This is a genomic window from Rhizobium sp. S96, from assembly GCF_030382195.1.
Taxonomy (GTDB): Bacteria; Pseudomonadota; Alphaproteobacteria; order Rhizobiales; family Rhizobiaceae; genus Rhizobium.
The window spans coordinates 76707-100170 of sequence record NZ_JAUDRY010000003.1 but is presented as its reverse complement, the minus strand read 5'-3'; the positions used below and the strand labels follow the sequence as shown (position 1 = coordinate 100170).

General features: G+C 59.1%; 20 protein-coding genes and 1 pseudogene. 19 read left to right on the top strand and 2 right to left on the bottom strand.

Annotation, left to right across the window (positions count from 1 at the left end):
* Both QTL94_RS01380 and QTL94_RS01375 read right to left on the bottom strand, forming a co-directional pair.
* A pseudogene (locus tag QTL94_RS01380) lies at positions 1 to 1241 on the bottom strand (ice nucleation-like protein); the annotation flags it as partial.
* A gap of 713 nt (positions 1242 to 1954) precedes the next feature.
* On the bottom strand, positions 1955 to 3904 hold the full coding sequence (locus QTL94_RS01375; protein WP_289800338.1) for an O-linked N-acetylglucosamine transferase, SPINDLY family protein: 1950 nt from the start codon (positions 3902 to 3904) through the stop codon (positions 1955 to 1957).
* A gap of 357 nt (positions 3905 to 4261) precedes the next feature.
* Here QTL94_RS01375 and QTL94_RS01370 point away from each other — a divergent pair, with 357 nt between their 5' ends.
* The 19 genes from QTL94_RS01370 to QTL94_RS01280 all read left to right on the top strand — a co-directional run bounded on the left by QTL94_RS01370 (position 4262) and on the right by QTL94_RS01280 (position 23463).
* Entirely contained in the window at positions 4262 to 5152 is an 891-nt protein-coding gene (locus tag QTL94_RS01370) for a flagellin N-terminal helical domain-containing protein (RefSeq protein WP_289800337.1), read from the top strand.
* A 283-nt stretch (positions 5153 to 5435) separates the two neighbouring features.
* A complete protein-coding gene (locus QTL94_RS01365; RefSeq protein WP_065689510.1) occupies positions 5436 to 6326 on the top strand; it encodes a flagellin N-terminal helical domain-containing protein in 891 nt (296 codons plus the stop codon).
* Between the two features lie 257 nt (positions 6327 to 6583).
* Positions 6584 to 7492 (top strand): flagellin N-terminal helical domain-containing protein, encoded by a 909-nt coding sequence (locus QTL94_RS01360; RefSeq protein ID WP_065689511.1) that lies wholly within the window; start codon positions 6584 to 6586, stop codon positions 7490 to 7492.
* Positions 7493 to 7769: 277 nt separating this feature from the next.
* The gene (locus QTL94_RS01355; RefSeq protein WP_289800336.1) at positions 7770 to 8726 is read left to right on the top strand and encodes a flagellin N-terminal helical domain-containing protein; all 957 of its coding nucleotides are present in this window, start codon (positions 7770 to 7772) and stop codon (positions 8724 to 8726) included.
* Between the two features lie 172 nt (positions 8727 to 8898).
* Positions 8899 to 9534 carry a FliH/SctL family protein gene (locus tag QTL94_RS01350; protein ID WP_065690211.1) on the top strand — a complete coding sequence of 212 codons (636 nt, stop codon included), beginning with the start codon at positions 8899 to 8901 and terminating at the stop codon, positions 9532 to 9534.
* Positions 9531 to 10799: a MotB family protein gene (locus tag QTL94_RS01345; protein WP_065689513.1), complete on the top strand. Its 1269-nt coding sequence runs from the start codon at positions 9531 to 9533 to the stop codon at positions 10797 to 10799. The genes QTL94_RS01350 and QTL94_RS01345 overlap by 4 nt, the downstream gene beginning before the upstream one ends.
* Positions 10800 to 10802: 3 nt before the next feature.
* A complete protein-coding gene (gene motC / locus QTL94_RS01340; RefSeq protein ID WP_065689514.1) occupies positions 10803 to 12113 on the top strand; it encodes a chemotaxis protein MotC in 1311 nt (436 codons plus the stop codon).
* On the top strand, positions 12113 to 13528 hold the full coding sequence (fliK, locus tag QTL94_RS01335) for a flagellar hook-length control protein FliK (protein WP_289800335.1): 1416 nt from the start codon (positions 12113 to 12115) through the stop codon (positions 13526 to 13528). The genes motC and fliK overlap by 1 nt, the downstream gene beginning before the upstream one ends.
* A complete protein-coding gene (locus QTL94_RS01330) occupies positions 13455 to 14033 on the top strand; it encodes a transglycosylase SLT domain-containing protein (RefSeq protein ID WP_198928650.1) in 579 nt (192 codons plus the stop codon). The genes fliK and QTL94_RS01330 overlap by 74 nt, the downstream gene beginning before the upstream one ends.
* A gap of 282 nt (positions 14034 to 14315) precedes the next feature.
* Entirely contained in the window at positions 14316 to 14987 is a 672-nt protein-coding gene (gene rem / locus QTL94_RS01325) for a transcriptional activator Rem (RefSeq protein WP_065689517.1), read from the top strand.
* Positions 14988 to 15115: 128 nt separating this feature from the next.
* Entirely contained in the window at positions 15116 to 16417 is a 1302-nt protein-coding gene (locus tag QTL94_RS01320; protein ID WP_065689518.1) for a flagellar hook protein FlgE, read from the top strand.
* A 19-nt stretch (positions 16418 to 16436) separates the two neighbouring features.
* Positions 16437 to 17897 (top strand): flagellar hook-associated protein FlgK, encoded by a 1461-nt coding sequence (gene flgK, locus QTL94_RS01315; RefSeq protein ID WP_065689519.1) that lies wholly within the window; start codon positions 16437 to 16439, stop codon positions 17895 to 17897.
* A gap of 3 nt (positions 17898 to 17900) precedes the next feature.
* The gene (locus QTL94_RS01310; RefSeq protein WP_065689520.1) at positions 17901 to 18947 is read left to right on the top strand and encodes a flagellar hook-associated family protein; all 1047 of its coding nucleotides are present in this window, start codon (positions 17901 to 17903) and stop codon (positions 18945 to 18947) included.
* 35 nt (positions 18948 to 18982) lie between these two features.
* On the top strand, positions 18983 to 19330 hold the full coding sequence (gene flaF, locus QTL94_RS01305; RefSeq protein WP_065689521.1) for a flagellar biosynthesis regulator FlaF: 348 nt from the start codon (positions 18983 to 18985) through the stop codon (positions 19328 to 19330).
* A complete protein-coding gene (gene flbT, locus QTL94_RS01300; RefSeq protein ID WP_065689522.1) occupies positions 19327 to 19776 on the top strand; it encodes a flagellar biosynthesis repressor FlbT in 450 nt (149 codons plus the stop codon). Before flaF ends, flbT begins: the two co-directional genes overlap by 4 nt.
* Positions 19767 to 20198 (top strand): flagellar hook assembly protein FlgD, encoded by a 432-nt coding sequence (gene flgD, locus QTL94_RS01295; RefSeq protein ID WP_065689523.1) that lies wholly within the window; start codon positions 19767 to 19769, stop codon positions 20196 to 20198. The genes flbT and flgD overlap by 10 nt, the downstream gene beginning before the upstream one ends.
* 73 nt (positions 20199 to 20271) lie before the next feature.
* A complete protein-coding gene (gene fliQ, locus QTL94_RS01290; RefSeq protein WP_065689524.1) occupies positions 20272 to 20538 on the top strand; it encodes a flagellar biosynthesis protein FliQ in 267 nt (88 codons plus the stop codon).
* Positions 20539 to 20626: 88 nt separating this feature from the next.
* Entirely contained in the window at positions 20627 to 22714 is a 2088-nt protein-coding gene (flhA, locus tag QTL94_RS01285; RefSeq protein WP_065689525.1) for a flagellar biosynthesis protein FlhA, read from the top strand.
* Complete coding sequence (locus QTL94_RS01280; RefSeq protein ID WP_065689526.1) at positions 22711 to 23463, top strand: flagellar biosynthetic protein FliR; 753 nt, start codon at positions 22711 to 22713, stop codon at positions 23461 to 23463. The genes flhA and QTL94_RS01280 overlap by 4 nt, the downstream gene beginning before the upstream one ends.
* Position 23464 lies beyond the last annotated feature (1 nt).

The following is a 23464-nucleotide window of genomic DNA, read 5'->3' as shown; positions in this document are numbered from 1 at the left end:
GCCTTTGCGCTGATGGCTGCAAGTTCGTCCGTCGAGAAGAGCGCGAGTTCGTCGCTGCTCAGCGTTGCAACCTGTGCGGAGCTGAGGCCGGCGATCTGATCCGAGTTCAGGGCCTGGATCTGGTCGGTCGACAGAGCAGCGAACTGGGTCGAAGAGAGGGCTGCGACCTGTGTCTTGCTCAGGGCGGCAACACCGTCAGTGCTCAGCTTGCTGACATCGAGACCTGCAAGAGCCTTGGTGCTGATGGCCTTGATTTCGTCAGAGGAGAAGGTAGCGAGGCTTTCAGAAGACAGCGAGCTGAGCTGTCCCGAGGACAGACCTGCGATCTGCGTCTTCGTCAGAGCCGTTGCATTGTCGGAGCTGAGGTTTGCAAGGGCGTCGGTGCCGAGGCCTGCGATTGCCTTTGCGCTGATGGCTGCAAGTTCGTCCGTCGAGAAAAGCGCGAGTTCGTCGCTGCTCAGCGTTGCAACCTGTGCGGAGCTAAGGCTGGCGATCTGATCCGAATTCAGGGCCTGGATCTGGTCGGTTGACAGGGCGGCGAACTGAGTCGAGGAGAGGGCCGCGACCTGTGTCTTGGTCAGAGAGGCAACACCTTCAGTGCTCAGCTTGCTGACATCGAGACCTGCGAGAGCCTTGGTGCTGATGGCAGCGATCTCGTCGGAGGAGAAGGTGGCGAGATCGTCGGAGGAGAGCGAGTTAAGCTGTGCCGAGGAAAGACCCGCGATCTGCGTCTTCGTCAGGGCCGCGGCGTTTTCGGTGCTGAGGCTTGCAAGGGCGTCGGTACCAAGGCCTGCGAGAGCCTTTGCGCTGATGGCGGCGATCTCATCGGTGGAAAAAAGCGCAAGTTCGTCGCTGCTCAGCGTCGCGACCTGTCCGGAGCTGAGGCCGGCGATCTGATCCGAAGTCAGGGCTTGAATCTGTCCGGTAGACAGGCCGGCGAACTGGCTGGTGTACAGCGCCGTAACCTGGGCCGCGGAGAGGCTATTGATCTGGGCGGAGTCCAAGACCTCAATCTGAGACAGCGTCAGCCCCTTGACGGCCGTCACCGAGATGGCGCGCAGGTCTTCGGAGCTGAAAAGAGCGAGGTTGTCGGTGCTCAGGGCAGCGATCTGCGAGGAGCTCAGCGCCTTGATCTGGGCGCTGCCCAGAGCATTCACATCATCCGACGTCAGGCCAGCAATTGTCGAGGTAGAAAGCTTGGAGATCTGTACGGCGGATAGTGAGGAAAGAATCGAAGTCATGAACGTGTCCTTGATACCGGTTAGCGACGGAGCACGCCTATCTGCCGCCAGACACCGCCATTGCTGGCAACAATCCGACTTCCGCAAATAAAGCGAAATGGTGGGGAACATGGCTCATGTGAACCTGCGCTGGAAAAGGCATCATGCAATACGAGCCGGAGAAAAGGGCCCGGATTTTCCGCGCTAGTTTGTGCGAGTGCCGCCTGACAATTTTCGCGACTTGGATGCCATAGCAGGCGAACGATTAAAGCCGAGTTAATGTCGACGGCAGTACCTTTATTTCTTAAATATCATGCATTGTAAAAATTTATAAAGTATAAAATGCAGAAATTATTCATGATCTGATTGGTAGTCGAAATGCGGCGCAGCCACATATTCGCGTATCTCGGACAAGTAGCGCCGCTAGCATGATCGCGACGAGAGTGGTAAAGCCGGCATCGGATTGGTTGGACTTGGCGTATCGCGGCGCGATATAGCCTTTGTTCTCGATCGTTTCATAAAGATCGCAGTTCTCTTTGAGCGCAAGGGTATGAGAAATACCTGCGATGGTCCCCGCCCAATTGTTGACGGCCCCGGCAGTTAAGCGCCGGCCATCGGCAGATCGTGAATGTGTTGCGCGAAACAAGATCGTGGCCCGAAGGCGTTTGTCTTATCGGTTGGCGTCGCGCTCAAGATCTGTGACGCCAACCGGCTTGGAACGAATCAGATGTCCGTTACCGCAGGACGTCGAACTGTTCTCTTGGGGTATCCTCTACCGACATCAGCCCGGTGCGTGGTGCGCGCGCCGGCACGTCGATATGGTCGGGCGCGAGACCGGCCTTGGCCCGTTCCGCCATCATTTCGTAGGCGTCTTCGAGATGCGCCGTGAAGCGGTCCGCGTCGAACAGCGGATACATGAAGCGGTTCGCTTCGAGCCGGGTCCGGTAACCCCGAACGGTTTCGCGATCGTTGGCAAGTGCGACCGCCATATCCTCGTAGCCGGCGGTATCCGCCGCCACGAGTTCCGGGAGGCCTACCGCATTCAACAGGCTCTCGCTGACGCGCGAGGCAAAGTTGGTGCCCTTCTTGGTCAGGACCGGCAGCGCCGCCCAAAGCTCTTCGGACGATGTGGTGTGGCCGTTATAGGGCCAGGTGTCGAGCGCAAGATCGGCAGCTGCCAGACGGCTGATGTGGTCGGCGTATTTGGCACGCTCGCAGAAAATGACGCGAGCGGCTGCAATGCCGCGTTGACGGAAACGCAGCGAGAGATGGGCCTTGCTCTTCTCCGACGTGACCATCAGCCACAAGACGCTGTCAGGTGCACGCTTCAGGATGTTGCACCAGGCGTCGACGACGGTCGACGTGACCTTGCGGTTGGCGTTGAAGGAGGCAAAGACAAACTTGTCTTCCGGCAACCCCAGCTGGGTCCGCGTGACAGGGCTCGGAGCTGGTCTGTGAACGGGATCGTTCGGCTGGTAGGTGTCTGGCAGGCGCACGAATTTTTCGTGGTAGTGCTGCTTTGCGATCTCGGGCAGCACGTAGCGGTCACCGATGACATAGTCGACGTCCATGCAGACAGTACTGCCGGGGTAACCGAGCCAGGAAACCTGGATGGGTGCCGCGTCATGGTTGAGCACCTCATAGCGGCTGTCGGAGGTGGGGCCCTTGAGATCGACGAAGATGTCGATGCCGTCGCGCCGCATCAGCGCGCCGATCTCGCTGTTCGACATTCCGCCGACTTCCACGACCCGACCCCAGCGTGAGCGGTCGGCGGTGTTGCGAGCCAGCTGGTCGGCCGGCGTGTGGCAATAGAGTGTGATCTCGAAACGCTTGCGGTCATGCTGTTCCAGCACGCGCTGCAGAAGTTTCATCGTTGCGTGCCCGTCCCAGTAGTCGGAGGACAAGTACCCGATGCGAAGCTTTTCGGACCAGCTGTGGGCGCGGGCGTGACGAGCCTTGGTCTGCTCTTCGGTGATCGGCGGCTTGCCCGCGACCGCAAGCTTGTTGAGCGCTTCGTCTTCGCACCATTGCAGATTGTAGAAAGCGCTCTCATGCCGGAAGAACGAGAGATTGCCCTGTGCGACCAGCGCATCGATCATCGGCTGATACCTGTCGGTCGCTTCGAAATCGCAGGTTTCGCGGCTGATGATGAGATAGAGCAGGCGCAGTGCGACGATCTGGGGGAAGCGACTGAAGAGGGCGCGAATGAGCTCGTCGTTGCTTCGGTCGTGCGGGTCGTTGCTCAGGAGGAAGAGTGAAAGCTTCACATGCTCCGGATTGTCGCTCTCGGCGAGCACCTTTCTGAAGGGGCTGAGCAGATCCATGCGCCCGCGCTTCAGATAGATTGACGTCAGGATGAATGCGATGTCGCGGTCTTGAGGGGTCTTGGTCATCAGCCGCAGCGCGAGAAGCAACGCTTCGTCTTCGTTCCCGCACTCGAAATGCAGCATCGCCGCACGGCGCACATGCTCGATACCGGCCTTGCCTTCGAGATTGCCCGCCAGCGCAAATGCCTTGGCCGCGTCTTCCTTCATCCCCAGCTGCAGAAGATTCTTCGCGATCAGGGCATAGGTCTTGGCATCCTTCTGTTCGCTGAGGAGTACATTCAGCGTTTCCAGGGACTGCAGAAAACGACCGCCTTGGTAATCTTTCGATGCGGTGGCGAATGAGACTTTGCTGTTCAAGACGAACTCCGTGGAGAAAACCGTGGCAATGCTGCGCGCTGGCTTTCGTCGTTTGCCCGAGCCCTTTTGGAGACCGTTCAGCGCTGAACGCAGCTTCGCTCATGCCACATTGCCCGACGAACCTTGCATGAAACAGGTGGTTCGCAAGGGTGCAAGCTGCTGTTAACCATCGCACTGTTTCCGCTCGATATTTCGCCGCGGCGTTAAGTAGTTCGCAAGCATTGCCTGCGACATTCACCCTCACATGACGGGTTTGGTTCCAAGGAAAAACGGACCGAGGGGCATGAGGCTGTTCCGTCATCACCGGTATTCAAGTCCGGTAATGTCCTCCTTTTGTATCTAGTTTTGGGGACAACCATGACAAGCATTAACACCAACAACTCCGCAATGGCAGCTCTCCAGACGCTGCGGAATGTCAACAGCAACCTGTCCAAGACGCAGAACCACGTTTCGTCTGGTCTGCGCGTTGAAAAGGCTTCCGACAACGCTGCGTACTGGTCGATCGCAACCACGATGAAGTCCGACAACGGCGCTCTGTCTGCTGTTTCCGACGCTCTCGGCATGGGCGCTGCCAAGGTTGACACCGCTTACACCGCCGTCGACAGCTCGATCGACGTCGTCAACCAGATCAAGTCCAAGCTCGTAGCCGCTACCGAAGAAGGCGTTGACAAGGACAAGGTCCAGGACGAAATCACTCAGCTGCAGGACCAGCTGAAGAGCATTGCAAGCTCGGCTTCGTTCAACGGCCAGAACTGGGTCCAGAACACGGTCGGCACCACGATGAGCGTTGTCTCCTCGTTCGTTCGTGACTCCTCTGGTGGTATCGCGGTCAACACGACGTCCTACGTTTCGACGGCAAGCGACCTGCTGCTCGACGACACCGGCACTGACGGTATCCTCGGTGCCTCGGGTGCTGCCTCGACCCAGTCGATCGTCGGTTTCTCCATCGGCAGCAGCACCACCAAGGGTGACATCGACAACCTGCTGACGGACGTCGAATCTGCGTTGAGCAGCATGACGGCTCTGGGCTCGAAGCTCGGCTCGATCTCGACTCGCATCGACCTGCAGTCGAACTTCGTTTCTTCGCTCAGCGACGCAATCGACACCGGCGTTGGCCGCCTCGTCGACGCCGACATGGAAGAAGAATCCTCCAAGCTCAGCGCCCTGCAGACGCAGCAGCAGCTGGCGATCCAGTCGCTCTCGATCGCTAACTCTTCTTCGCAGAACATCCTCTCGCTGTTCCGCTAAGACAGGCGCTAGTTCAAAACCAAAGCTTTTTGCGGCCGGGTATCCCCCGGCCGCAAATGTTTTAACAAGCAGTTAATGTTTTCGCCGCTAACCCACGGATTTTTTTACAAATTTTCTTATCCAATTTAGTAATTCTTAACCATGTTGCGGTCATATGTCCTCATCGAAACGGTGAGTTGACCCGCAACAAACGAAGGCGGTCAACAGGCATGAAGCTGAGCGCCGTTCCCGGTCAAGATCCGGATGTCCCTGTCTACATATTGCCGAACAAGGGGCACTTTACATGACGAGCATTCTTACCAACAATTCCGCAATGGCAGCTCTCCAGACGCTGCGGAACGTCAACAGCAGCCTGTCCACGACGCAGAACCACGTCTCGTCTGGTCTGCGCGTTGAGAAGGCCAAGGACAATGCTGCGTACTGGTCGATCGCGACCACGATGAAGTCCGACAACGGCGCTCTGTCTGCTGTTTCCGACGCTCTCGGCATGGGCGCTGCCAAGGTTGACACCGCTTACACCGCTGTTCAGAGCGCTATCGACGTCGTCAGCGAAATCAAGTCCAAGCTCGTAGCCGCTACCGAAGAAGGCGTTGACAAGGACAAGGTTCAGGACGAAATCACTCAGCTGCAGGACCAGCTGAAGAGCATTGCAAGCTCGGCTTCGTTCAACGGCCAGAACTGGGTCCAGAACACGATCGGCACCACGATGAGCGTTGTCTCCTCGTTCGTTCGTGACTCCTCTGGTGGTATCGCGGTCAACACGACGCAGTACGTTTCCACGGCAAGCGACCTGCTGCTCGACGACACCGGCACTGACGGTATCCTCGGTGCTTCGGGCGCTGCTTCGACCAACTCGATCGTTGGCTTCACGATCGGCGCAAGCAGCACCAAGGGCGACATCGACAACCTCCTGACGGACGTTGAAACCGCTCTGACCAGCATGACGGCTCTGGGCTCGAAGCTCGGTTCGATCTCGACCCGCATCGACCTGCAGACCAACTTCGTTTCTTCGCTCAGCGACGCAATCGATTCGGGCGTTGGTCGCCTCGTCGACGCCGACATGGAAGAAGAATCCTCCAAGTTGAGCGCTCTGCAGACACAGCAGCAGCTGGCAGTCCAGTCGCTCTCGATCGCTAACTCTTCTTCGCAGAACATCCTCACGCTGTTCCGCTAGTAGCAGGCGCCCCAGGCGTTCAGCAAAGACATCCGCCGGTTCGCCGGCGGTCAAAAAGAAAGCCGCTCTCGACCGAGGGCGGCTTTTTTATTTTGGCCGTTAACGCATCGTTAACCAAACTCATGTTTTCTGCCGTCAACGAAACGGTATGTTAACCAAGCTTAAGAAGCGGTTAGCAGGCATGACGCTAATGTCCGTTGCCGGTGGCGGTCCGGAATGTCCCTTTTATAAATTTGCCAACAAGGGGCGACTTTTTCATGACAAGCATTTTGACCAACGTGGCGGCAATGTCCGCACTCCAGACCCTGCGCAGCATCAGCGGCAGCCTAGAGGATACGCAGAACCGGGTTTCGTCCGGCTACCGCGTCGCAGAGGCCAAGGACAATGCTGCCTACTGGTCGATCGCGACCACGATGCGCTCGGACAACAAGGCCCTTTCGGCCGTCTCCGACGCGCTCGGCCTGGGTGCGGCCAAGGTTGATACAGCCTATTCGGCGATGGACAGCGCCATCGACATCGTCTCCGAGATCAAGGCGAAGCTTGTCGCCGCGACCGAAAACGGCGTCGACAAGACGAAGATTCAGGACGAAATCTCGCAGCTCCAGCAGCAGCTGTTGAGCGTTGCGCAGTCCGCGTCGTTCTCCGGCGAAAACTGGGTCGCCGGCAACACCACCAAGAGCGTCGTCTCCTCGTTCGTTCGTGACTCCAACGGCCAGGTCTCCGTGCAGACGACGCAGTACGTGCTGGACGACGCCTCGGACGGCAACGTGCTCTTCGGCGTGGACTCCACCGGCGGGATCGACACGTCCACCGGCATCATCGGAACGTCGACCGGAACGATCGGTTCTATCTTCGAGATGGATATCACCTCCTTCACTCCGGCTGATATTAACGATGCATTGACCGCTGTGGAAGGTGGCCTCAGCGCCCTTACTAAGGCGGCTTCCCAGCTCGGCTCGATCTCGACCCGCATCGACCTTCAGGAGAGTTTCGTCTCCAGCTTGAGCGACTCGATCGACTCCGGCGTGGGCCGCCTCGTCGACGCGGACATGGAAGAAGAATCGTCCAAGCTCACCGCTCTGCAGACCCAGCAGCAGCTGGCAATCCAGTCGCTCTCGATCGCGAACTCCAGCGCTCAGAACGTGCTTACCCTGTTCAAGGGCTAAGGCCGGCAAAGCCACGCGCAGGCGCTTTCGGCGCCGCCCGGACTATGAGAGAGCCGTATCCGCCGATACGGCTTTCTCTTTGTTTTTGAAACGAGATTTAAGGTTGCGCGAGGCTTGCGCGACAGTTTTACGACCCTTGCACAACCAGCAGGCCTTGGTTACCTTCCCTTAACAATTGATTTGTTTCAGCGACAACCGGCCACGAGCCGGGGCATGACGCCAAGTCGGTCGCTACCGGTAGTCCGGTCTGTCCCGTTCCCTACCTCAGAGCCCGAACATGACCTATAAAATCACGAGCGCCGCCCAGGTAAACGCCCTTGCCGCATTGCGTATCATCAACAAGGATGCCGCGACCGCGCAGCAACAGGTCTCATCGGGCTATCGCGTGGAAACGGCAGCCGACAACGCGACCTATTGGTCCTTTGCGAGCGTGCTCCGTTCGGATAGCAGCTCGTTGACGAATATTCACGATGCGCTCGGCGTCGGCGCATCCAAGGTTGATACGGCCTATACCGCAATGGACAGCCTGATCGACCAGCTCGGTGATATAAGGGCGACGCTTGTGACCGCCCAGGAAAGCGGCGTCGACAAGGACAAGCTCAACACCTCGCTGACCGAGATGAAGACGCAGATCCAGACGACCGTCCAGACAACCAGCATCGCCGGCGAAAACTGGCTGTATAACCAGGACCCCACTTTGCCGACCTCGCGATCGGTGATCGGCGGGTTCACGCGCGGTGCGAACGGCGAATATCAGGCGCAGATGATCAGCTATCCGGCCACACAGACAGTGATGGTCGATACCGTCGACCCCAGCCGTGGCCTGCTGACAAAGGCGACTGACGTGCTGAATGCCGACGGCACCTCGACGGGGCGCAGCTACTATCTGCTCGGCGCCGGCTCCGCGACTTCGACGGGCACCGAAATCAAGCTGGATAGCACGACGACGCCGGAAGAAATCGCCGACATGCTGTCCGCTGTCGATACGATGCTCTCCACGCTGACGACGACGGCTGCCGGCCTCGGCACCATGAGCGCTCGGATCAGCGATCGCGTCGACTATACCGCGAACCTCTCTGACTTGATCGACAAGGGTGTCGGCTCTCTCGTCGATACGGATATGGACGAGGCATCGACCCGTCAGAAGGCTTTGGAGACGCAGCAGCAGATGGGTGTGCAGGCGATCTCCATTCTGAACACGGCGGCCAGCAAAGTTCTGATTCTGCTGCAGTGATTGCATGAGGCGCTTGCCGCGCACCTTTCCGCCGGTGTGCTTCATTTTCGCACAAGTTTGACTTCCTAGGGTCGAACCATGAGGGCGTCGTGTGAAGCGGCGCCGGAAGAGTTGGCTGGTGCAAATTGAGGCAGGGCATGTTGCAGGTGTCTGCAGATACGAGGTGGTTTCGGTGAGTGCGCAGCTTTCTCGTTATCTGAAAGACTTTGGCGAGCCCGTTGTGGTGGCGCCGGTTGTCGAAGCGAACGATTTTTCGGACGACTTCGGCGACTTTCCCGAGATGCCCGCCGCGCCGGTGGTCGATGTTGAGGCGGAGCGCCATGATGCACATGCGCAAGGCTATGCCGAGGCGACCGCCGCGCTGACGGAGAAATACGAGTCCGAAGCGCAGACGGTTGCGCTGGTGCACCAGCGTGAGATCGAGGAGCTTCGGGAGCGCTACGAAACCGAGCTTGCGGCGCATATCGCCGCCCGCATCGAGGCGATTTCCGCCGAGATGGCCGATCTCGTCAGCGCGACGGTGGCAAAGGCGCTCGCGCCCGTGATGACGGACGTTCTGTCGCAAAGGGCCGCCGTTGAACTCGCGGCAACACTGCGGCAGGCGCTGCAGGAGGGTGATGCCGGAACGATCACAGTGCGGGGACCGACCCACCTGTTCGATGTTCTGAAGAACCAGCTTGGCGAGAAGGCAGGCCTTCTGCGTCATCAAGAAACGGCCGATATCGATTTGACGGTTGAATTCGGCGACGCGGTGCTTGTGACCCGCATGTCTGCCTGGACGGCGAGCCTGAAGAAAGTTCTGGAATGAGTGACAGCGAGAACCATCACCACGGCAAGAACGAAATCATCATCGTCAAGCGACATGGTGGTGGCGATCACGATGGCGCTCACGGGGGTGCCTGGAAGATTGCGTACGCCGACTTCATGACGGCAATGATGGCCTTCTTCCTCGTCATGTGGCTGGTCAACGCCGCCAACGAGGAGACCAAGGCGTCCGTCGCGACCTATTTCAACCCGATCAAGCTCGCTGACGAGAAGCCGACGCAGAAGGGCTTGAAGAAGCCGGTCGATCAGGCCGACGGCGAAGAAAAGCAGGACAAGTCGAAAGAGAAGGAAGATCAGCCCAACAAGGGCGCCGCCGCGGCGACCGGGGAAGATCAGACCTCCACCTCGGGCGACCAGACGAACTATTCGGAAGCGGATTTCTTCGAGAACCCGTATTCGGTTCTGGCCGAGATTGCCCAGGAAGTCGGCCAGCAGGCCAACGTCAGCGCCAAGGGCGAGGGCGGTGCCGCCGATTCCGGACCGGCTACCGGTGCCGATGGCGGTGAGGCGTATCGTGATCCCTTCGATCCCGACTTCTGGACGAAGCAGGTTCAGGTATCCAGCGCAAACAAACAGCAGCCGGCGGCAAGCGACACGGCAGCCGACACGCCTGTCGACAATACCGAATTCGCCAAGGCGGAGCTGCAGAAGCCGGATGAGCTGACCAAGGCGGAGAACCAGGACGCCAAGTCCGGTGAAGCCGCTGCAAAGGCGACTGCCGACAAGGCAAGCGACAAGGACGGCATCGAGAGCCAACCCACGCCGGAAATCAAGAAGGTGATGGAAGAGAAGCAGGCCCAGGACCTGCAGAAGGAAATCGCCCAGCAGATCAGCGGTGTTGCCGGCAAACTCGCCGAAGGCCTCACGGTAACGCCTGCGGAGGGCGGGTTGCTGGTCAGCATTTCCGACCAGAACGACGATTCCATGTTCAACGTCGGCTCGGCTGTTCCGCGCAAGGAAATGGTCCTGGCCATGGAGAAGATTGGCGAGATCCTGAAGGGACGGCCGGGCACGGTCGTCATTCGAGGCCATACCGATGGACGCCAGTACAAGGGCGAGAACGGGAACTGGCGCTTGTCCATGGATCGCGCGCAGGCAGCCTACTACATGGTCGTGCACGGCGGCCTCGACGAGAAGCGTATCTCGCAGGTTTCCGGCTTTGCCGATCGCAAGCTCAAGGACAGCGCCGATCCCTTCAATGCGTCCAACCGGCGTATCGAAATCCTCGTCCAGGCGGATCAGGGGTAATTGATGGCTCGTCGGCAGCGTCGTGATCTTCTTCTTTTGCTGATCGGCCTCGCGGTGGCTGCGCCTGGCGCAGTCCGCGCCGAGGAGCAGGAAGACCTCGTTCCTTACAAGATGCTGCGGTCGCTGCAGTTCGTGCAGGATTCCGTCGTGCTCGGCGATCATTCGGCCGCCGAGATGCAGCGTTTCATGCTCGGCACCATCGACAAGCGGCTTCGGTCGGTCGATCCATCGGTGTTCGATGATGACCGGAACGTTGACGCTGCTCTGATTTACGCAATGAGCGGCGGCAATCCGCAAACGCTCGAGTATCTCGTCTCGCGCGATGTGAACGGCTATTTCGACAATCGCGTAACTGACGTCCTGCGTAAGTACCTGAGCGGCAAGGGCCTGCTGGTAGCCAAGACGCTGGTCGATACCGCCAATGAATACAAGGACAAGAAGATCGGTCCTTATCTTGCGTTGGTCGGCGGCAACGTGACGATCGCCAAGAGCCCTGCCGAAGCGCTGAAACTCTACGATCAGGCTCGCCTCAACGCGCCGGGAACCATTGTAGAAGAGGCGGCGTTGCGCCGCTCCGTGGCCATCTGCGTTGATGCGGGCATGCTCGACAAGGGCCTGGAATACTCCCAGCGCTATGTCCGTCGCTTCCTGCACTCGCCTTATGCCAGCCAGTTCGCGGATCTTTTCGTAAAACTGCTGGTCGAGCATGACCACGAGGTCAAGCCGGACGACGTGGTCGACATCCTGTCGTTCATGGATGAGCCTCGGCAGCGGGAAATCTATCTCAGGATAGCACGCGCTGCTGCCATTGCCGGCAAGGGCAAGCTTGCCCAGATGGCCGCGGGCAAGGCGCAATCGCTATCCGGCGATTCCGGTAATGCCTTTGGCGCCCTGGCCGACTTCTATGGCGGAATGGCTGGAATTCCGACGGACAAGATCGACAGCGCGGCAAAGAGCATCAGCACGATTCCGGACGCTGACCTGTCGCCGCGCGACAAGGCCCTGAGGGCTGCAGCCAAGGCGGTCGCGGACCAGGTTCTTCGCGAACCGGACTCTGCAAGCCTGACGCAAGCCTCGACCCCTAAATCTAGTGACCAAGAAATTACTTCTGAGCAGGCTGCCGCAAATAATGCGGCGGAGGAGGGGATGGTACCCAATACCACGCCCGAGCCTGCTGTCGGAGCCGAGGCGCAAGTGCCGGTAGCCGATGCGGGGGGGCAACAGGATGCTGACCCTTCATTTAGTTCGTTTGTCACGTCAAGCCGATCGAAGTTGGATGAGATCGATGGCCTGTTGAACAAAGAAAGCTATTGATGATGGATATTAACGTTTCAGCGGGCGCGCCCGCTACGGATGCTGTCGCAGTTGCAAAGTCCGGTCGTCAAGCAGGTAAGGGCGATGCAAGCGGCAATGGGGGATTTGCCGACGTCCTGAACAAGGCCAACGGCTCTAACCGCCAGGGTGCCGGTTCCGCCGGCGATCAGTCGGATGGCGCGGCCACGAGCGCAAGCACCGCTGCGCCGACCGCCCCCCACAAGACGACCGCGAAACCGATCGTGGATGTCAGCGATGCCTCCCTGGTAGCCCAGGTTGAAGCAGACGTCAGTGCCACCGACGAGGTCATCCAGAAAACGGCTGATGTCGACCTCAAGAACGTCCGCAAGAAGATCAGCGGCAAGACGTCGGATGCCGACGCCGACAAGGTTGACGATGAACTGGCGGCTCATGGCACCAAGAACCCGAAGCCGTCGAAGACAGACAAGACGGAGATGGCGGCCGACGTTGCCAGCGACGGCACGGCTGCCTCCGATGTGCTGAGCCTTCTCAAGCAGGCGCCTGTCGACACCTCTTCGGCTGCGGCCGCGGCGGCAGCCCTGGCAGCGCAAAAGCAGGCCGGCAACGCGGTTCCCGATGCCAAGGACAAGTCCTCCGGCAACGGCAAATCGACGAACGATGCCGTTTCCGACGTAGCGAGCGCTCTGACAGCGCGGAGCACGGCCGAAACGGATGTCGAGATGCCGGCCACCGAGGCGACCGACAGCAGCAATGGCCAGACCTTCAGGCTGACCCGCGCCGATGGCCGCAGCGTCTCGATGGACATTCACCTGGGCAACGACAAGGACACGACGGCGAGCGGAAAGGCCGACGTCGAGTCGGTGACCATCCTCGATTCCCGCCGCTATATCGGCCTCGCGCAGAACACCAACTCCGCAGCCGTCACCGCCGCCATTTCAGGGGACTCTGAGTGGGCGCATGCGATGCAGGCAAGTTCGGCGCTGTCGAACGCTGCGGAGTGGACGAGCACCGGCAAGGTGGTCAACACGCTCAAGATCCAGATGAACCCGATCGACCTAGGCTTGGTGACCGCCACGATGCGTCTTCAGGGCGATGCGCTCAACGTCGATCTCAAGGTGGAGACGGGGGCGGCCTACAGGCAGCTCAAGGAAGACCACAGCAGGATCCTCGAGTCTTTGCGAAGCCAGGGCTATACGGTCGACAACATCACGATCAGCATGGCTCCAGTCGCCACGTCGGACACGAGCAACCAGACCAACACGCAGGGGCAGTCGCAGCAGCAGGCCTTCGCCCAGAACCAGGGCGGCGAGGCGCGCGAACGTCAGAACCAATCGGGACAGCGAAACGCTGGAGGCTTCAATGTTGAAACCGGTGTTGAGAGCGCTTCTTCTGGGAACGCTGGTAGCAGCGGCACAGGCGACGTTTACCTCTAGCGCGCAGGCCGCTGACGGCGCGTGTGAACAGGAGATCCAGTCGGCCGCACTGAAATACGGCATCCCCGAGGGCATCCTCTATTCCGTCGGACTGACGGAGACGGGGCGGAAGGGATCGCTCTACCCCTACGCGCTGAACATCGAGGGCAAGCCGGTCTTCCCGCCGTCCGAGCGGGATGCCTTGCGGCAGTTCGATGTCGCCCGTCACGCCGGCGCGAAGCTCATCGATATCGGCTGCATGCAGATCAACCAGTACTACCACGGTGAGAACTTCCGCTCGCCGGAGGAGATGTTTGACCCGCGCCGGAACGTGGAATACGCCGCGAAATTCCTGCGCAACCTGCACGACCGCCACGAAACGTGGACGATGGCCGTCGCCCGATATCATGCCGGACCGAACAACGACCCGGCACAGAAGCAATATGTTTGCCGAGTCATTGCGAATCTGGTCGCGACCGGGTACGGCAAGTGGACTCCCAATGCGAGCAATTTTTGCCGCGGCTGACTCAATCAAAAAGAGCAAAAATAGAACAAAACAGAAATGTGTCATATTGTGGCAGGAATCTGTCTCAATGTGGCAAGGCAAGTCACGATTTATATTTCGTTAACTTTTCCACGAAATAATTGTGTGCATAATTCCGAAGACCCACTAGATGTAGGTCAAATCGGGACCCAATTCTTAATCAATTATTAATTTCTGCCTGTAAGTTCCTACAGCTTGTCCCAGAATCGTGCGATTCGTACCCATAGATCATCGATGTGCCACAACTGATTCGGAGGCGGACGAATGATCGTAGTGGTTGATGAGCGTGAGCTCGTGAAGGATGGTTACACTTCATTATTTGGTCGGGAAGGCATCCCTTCAACGGGGTTCGATCCTGGCGAATTCGGGGAATGGGTTCAGACTGCGGCAGATGCGGATATCGCAGCTGTCGAAGCGTTCCTGATTGGACAGGGGCAGCAGGCTTACGAGCTGCCGCGCGCGATCCGTGATCGCACGCAGGCTCCGGTGATTGCGGTCAGCGACCAGCCCTCCCTGGAAAACACCCTTGCACTTTTTGATTGTGGCGTCGACGATGTCGTCCGCAAGCCGGTGCATCCCCGCGAAATTCTTGCGCGTGCAGCCGCTATCCGGCGCCGCCTCAAGGCAATTTCCAGCCACACGGACATCGGCGCGATCCGCGTCTTCTCCGACGGCCGCGATCCAGAAATCAACGGAGAGGTCTTCGCGCTTCCCCGTCGTGAGCGTCGCATCCTGGAATACTTGATTGCAAACCGTGGTCGTCGCGTCACGAAGACGCAGATCTTCAACGCGATCTACGGGATCTTCGACGAAGAAGTCGAAGAAAACGTCGTTGAAAGCCACATCTCCAAGCTGCGCAAGAAGCTGCGCAAGAAGCTTGGCGTCGATCCGGTCGATTCGAAGCGGTTCCTCGGCTATTGCATTGATTGGGAATAGTTTTTTCAGATGGGCCTGATGGGCTCGGCTTGCCTGGAATTGCTTTCGGCAGATGCGCCAACTCCATACAGCTTCACGCAAGGCCCACCAAATACTCTCAAGCCTACTAAGGGAATCGAGGTTTTCAGATGAGCATTTTTGGCAGCATGAAGACGGCCGTGTCCGGTATGAGCGCTCAGGCGAACCGGCTCAGCACCGTCGCGGACAACATCGCGAACGTGAACACGACCGGCTACAAGGCAGTCTCGACTGCTTTCTCCTCGCTGGTCCTGCCTTCCACGTCCGGTAACTACAATTCTGGTGGCGTTCAGACCTCGGTTCGCCAGGCTGTTTCCGAGCAGGGCGACATCTCCTACACGACGTCGAACTACAATCTGGCGATCTCCGGCGACGGCTTCTTCATCGTCCAGGGCGGCGACGGCGTTCCGGTTCTGACCCGCGCAGGTGACTTCTCCGTCGACTCGAGCGGCAACCTGGTCAACAGCGCCGGCTTCACGCTGATGGGTTACTCCTACAGCGCCGGTACTCCTGCTGTTGTCGTCAACGGCTTCGATGGCCTCGTTCCGATCAATGTCGCGCAGTCCGGTTTGACCGCTGTTGCGTCCACCTCGGCTTACTTCACCGGTAACCTGAACTCGAACGCGACGGTCGTCTCGGATCCGACCACGCTGCCGAGCGCCAACGATGCGACGACCTTGACCAGCGACACCAAGAAGATGTCGCTCGTGGCATACGACAAGGTCGGCAATACGGTTCAGTACGACTACTACTACACCAAGACCGGTGTCACCACCGACGCCAGCGGCGCCGTCACGGGCAGCACCTGGGAAGTCGCGGTTTACCGCAAGGATGATGCGACGACCGGCGGCACGACCTCGTTCCCATACGCCGATCCGCCAGGCGCAGTCAGCGTTGCCACGCTGAACTTCGACGCCAGCGGTCAGCTCACCAGCTCGACGGGTACCGACATCGTCGATCCGGTCACGGCACAGACGATCACGATGGACTACTCCGGCTTTACGCAGCTGGCATCCGATTTCGCCGCAACAGGCGCATCGGACGGCCAGGCGGCAAGCACGGTCAACTCCGTCAGCATCGGCAAGGACGGCACCGTCACGGTTTCCTATTCGAACGGCACCACGAAGTCGCTCTATCAGATCCCGCTCGCAAACGTCGCCAGCCCGGACAACCTGACCCTGCTCAGCGGCAACGTCTACAGCGCCAACGGCGCGTCCGGCGTGACCGTTACCGGCTTCCCGCAGAGCAACGGCCTTGGCTACATCCAGTCGGGTGCGCTTGAGAGCTCGAACGTCGACCTCGCTGGCGAACTGACCGAGATGATTGAATCACAGCGCAGCTACACGGCTAATTCCAAGGTGTTCCAGACTGGTTCTGACATCATGGATGTCCTCGTGAATCTGAAGAGATAACAAGGGAATACCGTAGTCCATGTCGCTTTCATCCGCACTCAACAGCGTACAGAGCATATTCAACAATACCGGCATTCAGAGCAGTGTCGTATCGACGAATATCTCGAACTCCGGGAACTCGGACTATGTGCGCCGTCAGGCGTCGGTCACGACATCGCTGAACGGCGCGCAGGTCGTCAAGATCGACCGGGCCCAGGAAGATGCGCTGCTGAAGCAGTATCTGAAGAGCAACTCTCAGGACACCGCGCAGCAGACCTTGCTGAGCGGTCTCGAAGACCTGAAGTCGCTGATGGGCGGCAACGACTACGAAACGTCCCCTGCAACCTACCTTTCGGCATTTCGGGACGCGCTGCAGACTTTCAGCGCGTCTCCGAGCAGCACGACCGCCGCGCAGGCCGCGGTCACCGCTGCCACCGACGTCGCCAATTCGCTGAACAACGCTTCGGCCTCCGTTCAGAAGATCCGCGCCGACGCTGACAGCCAGATCGCGACCGATGTTGCTTCGCTGAACAGCTTGCTGGCGCAGTTCCAGACGGCCAACGACGCGGTCAAGCAGGCGACAGCGACGGGTACGGATACTTCCGCTGCGCTCGACGAGCGCGACAAGGTCCTGAAGCAGATTTCCTCCATCATCGGCGTTAACGCGGTCACCCGCGACAACAACGACATGGCGCTCTACACAACGGACGGAACGACCCTTTTCGAAACGACGGCGCGCAGCGTCACGTTCCAGTCCACCAATACGTATGTGGCGGGGATGTCCGGCAACGCCGTCTACATCGACGGCGTGGCGCTGAAGGCCGGCGACGGCTCAAGCACCACAGCGCAGGGCAGCATCCAGGCTGAACTCCAGATCCGCGACGAAATTGCGCCGACCTTCCAGTCGCAGCTCGACGAAATTGCGAAGACCCTCGTTTCGATGTTCTCGGAGACGGATGGCACGACGACCGCGCCTGGCCTCTTCGTCTGGACGACGTCGACGGGCGCAGTCGGCGGAACGCCGACGACCGGTAACGTGATCGACGGCATCTCGGCCACCATTTCGGTGAACACGAGCGTCATCACGAGCCAGGGCGGCGATCCGATGAAGCTTCGCGATGGATCGATCAGCGGCCTGACCAATCTGAATACGGACGGCAGCAGCGGTTTCTCTTCGAACCTCGATGCACTCTACTCCGCACTCGGAACCGCTCAGAGCTTCTCGTCCGACGCCGGCATTTCGTCGAACGTCAACCTCATGACCTATGCGACGAACTCGATCGGCTGGCTTGAGCAGTATCGCAGCGACGCGACGACCGCTTCGGAGAATACTTCCGCTGCGCTGTCCCGCTCGAACGAAGCTTATTCCAACGAAACGGGCGTCAACCTCGACGAAGAACTGACGCTGCTGCTCGATATCGAGCAGTCCTACAAAGCTGCCACGAAGATACTGAACGCCATCGACGAGATGTTGAAGTCGTTGCTGGATATAGCGAGTTAAGCCATGAAGAGCTCATTCATTTCTAGTTCGGCAATTCAGAATGCCATGCGGTTGACGATCCGTCAGTCGCAGCAGCAGCTGGTCACCTCCTCCCTGGAGGCGACGACTGGCGTTTATGCCGACATTGGTGTCTCGCTGGGCTCCGGCGCCGCAAAGAGCGTCAACTTCACGAGCGAAATCAGCCGTATTGCCGCGCTGAAAAGCAGCAACTCGGTCGTTAACATGCGCCTGGAATCCTCCCAGCTCGGCCTCACGAGCATGAAGGACGCCGGTGACGCGCTGGTCTCCAAGCTGACGGCGCTGCAGGGCAGCCAGGACGCGACCAGCATTACCGTTGCGATCCAGTCGGCGAACGATGCATTGTCCTCGCTGATGGATACCGCCAACACGATGGTCAACGGCGAATATCTGTTTGCCGGCGTCAACACGGATGTCCAGCCGCTGACGAACAAGTCGGCGGCCGCATCCAGCGATATCACGACGGCGCTGACCAGCTATGCCACCGGACTTGGAAAGACCGTTGACCAGCTGACCGGCACGGAGATGGACGACTTCATCACCAATACCGTCGAGCCGATGTTCTCCGAGGCCAACTGGACCGATCCGACGAACGGCTGGTCGAGCGCCTCGAGCCAGGACATGACGAGCCGCATCAGCAGCTCCGAGGTCATCACGTCATCGACCAACGCCAACTCCGAGGGCATGCGCTACTTCGCGATGGCGTCCGTGATGACATCGGCCTTGTTCAGCATGAACCTTGGTGCCGACGCTCTCAGCTCGGTCACCTCGAAGGCGATCGGTTACGCTGCGCAGGCGACGAGCGGCATCGTCACGCAGGCCAGCCAGCTCGGTCTGTCGCAGGAGCGCGTCGAGAAGGCAAACGACGCCCTCGATGCACAGTCGAACATCATCCAGAACAAGCTCGTCGATCTTCAGGGCGTGGATACCTCCGAAGCATCGACACTCGTCAACACGCTCCAGACGCAGCTGGAGACCGCCTACACGATCGTATCGAAAATCCAGCAGTTGAGCCTCGTGAATTACCTTTGATGATCAAAGGGCTTAGTACAAAGAAGGATGCATGAATGTATCAGTTCTCTTACGCCGAGGTCATGCAGGACTCGGTGGCCGATGCGAAGGAGCGGGAACGTCAGGTTCTCGACCGGTCGATCGAGCTGCTGTCCGTTGCGCGGGACAGAGGGAAATATAGTCGGGAGGCGATCGATGCATTGTTCTACACCCGCCGAATTTGGGTGAGCTTTATCGAGGACCTCAAGCATCCCGACAACCAGCTTGAAGTGCAGCTGCGGGCCAATCTCATCTCCATCGCCATCTGGATTTTGAAAGAGTGCGATCGGATCAGGCGGCGGCTATCGACGAATTACCAAGGCATTATTGACGTTACCACCATCATCAGGGATGGACTTAAATGAAAAGTACACTTCGAATCTCTCTTAAGGCCGGGGAAAAGATCTTCATCAATGGTGCTGTTCTGCGCGTTGACCGCAAGGTCGCGCTGGAATTCCTGAATGATGTAACGTTCCTTCTTGAAAACCATGTTCTCCAGCCTGAGGACGCCACCACGCCTCTGCGCCAGCTCTACTTCATCGCGCAGATGATCCTCATCAATCCGGAAGGCAAGGAACAGTCGACGGCGATGTTCCGCAAGTCGGTGACGATGCTCTTGACCTGCTTCAGGAACGAGGAAGTTCTTGCCGAGCTGAAGCGCATCGACGGTCTCGTCTCGACCGGCCGCGCCTTTGATGCCCTCAAGGCGATCCGCGGGCTCTATGCCATCGAGGATAACATCCTGAACAACCACGAAATGCCGACGACCATGGTCGAGCAGATTCGCAAGGAGATCGCACCATGGCGGTAGACGCAACAGGCTCGGCCACATCGACGACCTCTACGACGTCGACCGCCGCAAAGTCTGCAACGCTCAACTACGACAATTTCCTGCAGCTGCTCATCGCCCAGATGAAGAACCAGGATCCGACGGATCCGGTCGATGCCAGCGAGCAGATGTCGCAGCTGGCAAGCTTCTCCCAAGTCGAGCAGACGATCCAGACGAACACCAAGCTGGACAGCCTGCTGGCAAGCTCGAGCCTGACGCAGGGCAGCAGCTACATCGGGAAATACATGACCAGCGCCGACGGCACCGTCAAAGGCACGATCGCTTCGGTCAAGGTTTATTCCGACGGCATCGTTGCTACGACGACGGATGGGGGTAATATCCTCGTACAGGCGGGAATCACTCTGTCTGATTCCGCACCGGCAGACACGTCGACGTCGAGCTGAGCTGCAAACGACTGAACACAACGGTCCGGCCCGCATGGGGACGGACCGAAAGGCGATATGAGGTTGCCTGAGTATGAATGAAGCTGATGCACTCGATCTGTTCCAGGCGGCGATCTGGACGGTACTTGTTTCTGCCGGCCCTGCCGTTGCCGCGGCAATGATCGTGGGCCTTGTCATCGCGCTGATCCAGGCGCTGACGCAAGTGCAGGAAGCGACGCTCACCTTCGTTCCCAAGATCGTAGCTGTGCTGGTTACCATCGGCATCTCCGCACCGTTCGTCGGATCGCAGATTTCGATCTTCACGAACCTGGTGTTTTCGCGCATTCAATCCGGCTTCTGAGCCACCTTCGCGCAAGCTTCGCCATTTAACTCTCGATCCGAATTGGTGGGCATCATGCCCGCACCTCTCATGAAGAGACGGAATCGAAATGGCGCAACCTCCTGCACTTCCCCTCCCGAAAGCCGGACCTAGCCTCCGCGATATCGGATTTGCCCTCGGCATCATCCTGATTATCTGCGTGCTCTTCCTGCCGATCCCGCCGTTCTTGATCGATATGGGCCTGGCCTTCTCGATCGCGTTCTCGGTGCTGATCCTGATGGTCTCGCTCTGGATCCAGAAGCCTCTCGATTTCTCGTCATTTCCGACCATCCTGCTGATCGCGACCATGACGCGATTGTCGCTGAACATTGCGACGACGCGCGTCATCCTTTCGCACGGCAACGAAGGACATAACGCCGCTGGCGGCGTGATCGCGGGCTTTGCAAGCCTCGTCATGTCCGGCGACTTCGTCATCGGTCTGATCGTCTTCCTGATCCTGATCACGATCAACTTCATCGTCATCACCAAGGGTGCGACACGTATCGCGGAAGTCGGTGCGCGCTTCACCCTCGACGCCATCCCCGGCAAGCAGATGTCGATCGACGCTGACCTCTCGGCCGGCATCATCGACGAGAAGGAAGCCCAGCGCCGCCGTAAGGAACTCGAGGAAGAAAGCTCCTTCTTCGGTGCCATGGACGGTGCGTCCAAGTTCGTGCGAGGCGATGCGATCGCCGGCCTGCTGATCACCTGCATCAACGTCTTCGGCGGCATCATCATCGGCTACTTCCGCCATGGCATGCCGATCGGCGAAGCAGCCGACGTTTTCGTCAAGCTCTCCGTCGGCGACGGCCTCGTCTCGCAGATGCCGGCCCTTATCGTGTCGCTCGCAGCCGGTCTTCTCGTGTCGCGCGGCGGCAACACCGGTTCGACCGACAAGGCTGTTGTCGATCAGCTGAGCGGCTATCCGCGCGCTCTGTCGGTCTCGGCCGTCCTCATGGTTATCCTAGGCCTGATGCCCGGCCTGCCGTTCCTGCCTTTCATGGTCCTTGGCGGTCTGCTCGCCTTCGGTAGCTGGTTCATCCCGCGCCAGGCCGAAGCTGAAAACAAGGCGCGCCGCGAACAGGAAGAAAAGAGCGTCGTCCAGAACAAGGAACTGGAGAAGGACTCCGTCAAGTCGGTGCTGCGCACCTCCGAGATCGAACTCGCGCTCGGCAAGATGGTCTCCACCCGCCTGCTCGGCGCCCACCAGGAACTCGCCTTCCGTGTCGGCAAGATGCGCAAGAAGTTCGCGACGCAGTACGGCTTCGTCGTTCCCGAGATCAAGGTCACCGACGACATCGCGATTTCCGAGAAGTCCTACCAGATCCGTATCCACGGCACGACGGTTGCCTCGAACGCGCTGCGTGTCGGCGAAGTGCTTGTCGTGACCGGTTCCGGCCGCAAGCCGCGGATTCCGGGCGACGAGATTCGTGAACCCGCGTTCGGCATGCCCGCGGTGTCCGTGCTCGAGGCCTTCACCGAGGATCTCAAGCGCGAAGGCTTCCAGCCGATCGACAACGTCTCGGTCGTCCTGACGCACATGAGCGAAGTCATTCGCAACAACCTGCCGGCGCTGCTGTCCTACAAGGACGTCAAGGTTCTGATCGATCGGCTCGATCCTGAGTACAAGAAGCTCGCGGACGAAATCTGCTCCTCGCATATGTCCTATTCCGGCCTGCAGGCGGTCTTGAAGCTGCTGCTTGCCGAGCGCGTCTCGATCCGCAACCTGCATCTCATTCTCGAAGCCGTCGCCGAACTGGCGCCGCATGTGCGCAAGACCGAACAGATCGTCGAGCACGTTCGCGTGCGCATGGCTCAGCAGCTTTGCGGCGACCTTGCCGACAACGGCGTGCTGCGCGTCCTGCGACTCGGCAGCAAGTGGGATCTCGCCTTCCACCAGGCGCTGAAGCGCGACAACAAGGGCGAAGTGGTCGAGTTCGACATCGATCCGCGGCTCTTGGAAGAATTCAGCGAAGAGGCGACGACAGTTATCCGTGAATTCATGGACAGGGGACTGCCTTTCGCCCTTGTAACGTCGCCGGAAACACGATCCTATGTGCGCATGATCATCGAACGGCTGTTCGCAACGCTCCCCGTCTTGTCGCATGTGGAGCTCGCCAAGGGCATCGAGATAAAGATTCTGGGCTCTATTTCATGATAACTGACCCGCAAGGGACCGTGCTGGCGCTTTTCCTGGTTTTCTGCAGGATCGGCGGCTGCATCCTGGCGATGCCTGGCTTTTCGTCGGCTCGTGTTCCCATGATCTTGCGGGTTTTCATTGGTGCGGCTCTGTCGCTTGCGATCATGCCGGTGCTCTGGGATACGGTCTATCCTGCCGTACACACCTCGAGCGCCACCTACATCGGCTTCATCTTCAGCGAAGCGCTCATCGGTGTGATGTTCGGCATGCTTGCGCGCCTCTATACGCTCGGTCTGCAATTTGCGGCCAGCATCATGGGCATGATGGTTGGTTATACCCAGCCGAGCGCCGGCGATATTTTCGAAGACACGGCAGAAAGCGCGCTTTCCGGCTTCGTCACCTTCGCAGGCATGATGATCCTGTTCATGATGGATTTCCATCACATCGTCTTTCGGGCGCTGATCGATTCGTACACATCGATGCCCTTCGGCGGCCTCATTCAGATGCGCGCCACGCTGATATCGTTCACAGATACGCTGTCGTCCACGACCTTCATCATGTTGCGGCTCTGTAGCCCGTTCCTGATCTATGGCCTGTTGTTCAACATCGCCATCGGCTTCATCAACAAGCTCGCGCCGCAGATTCCTGTCTACTTCATCTCGACGCCGTACCTGCTCATGGGCGGTCTGTTCCTGTTCTATTTCTCCGTAGCGGCGCTGATCAGCCAATTCGGCCAGTCGTTCGCCAGCGTCTTTGTCGGCAGGTAGG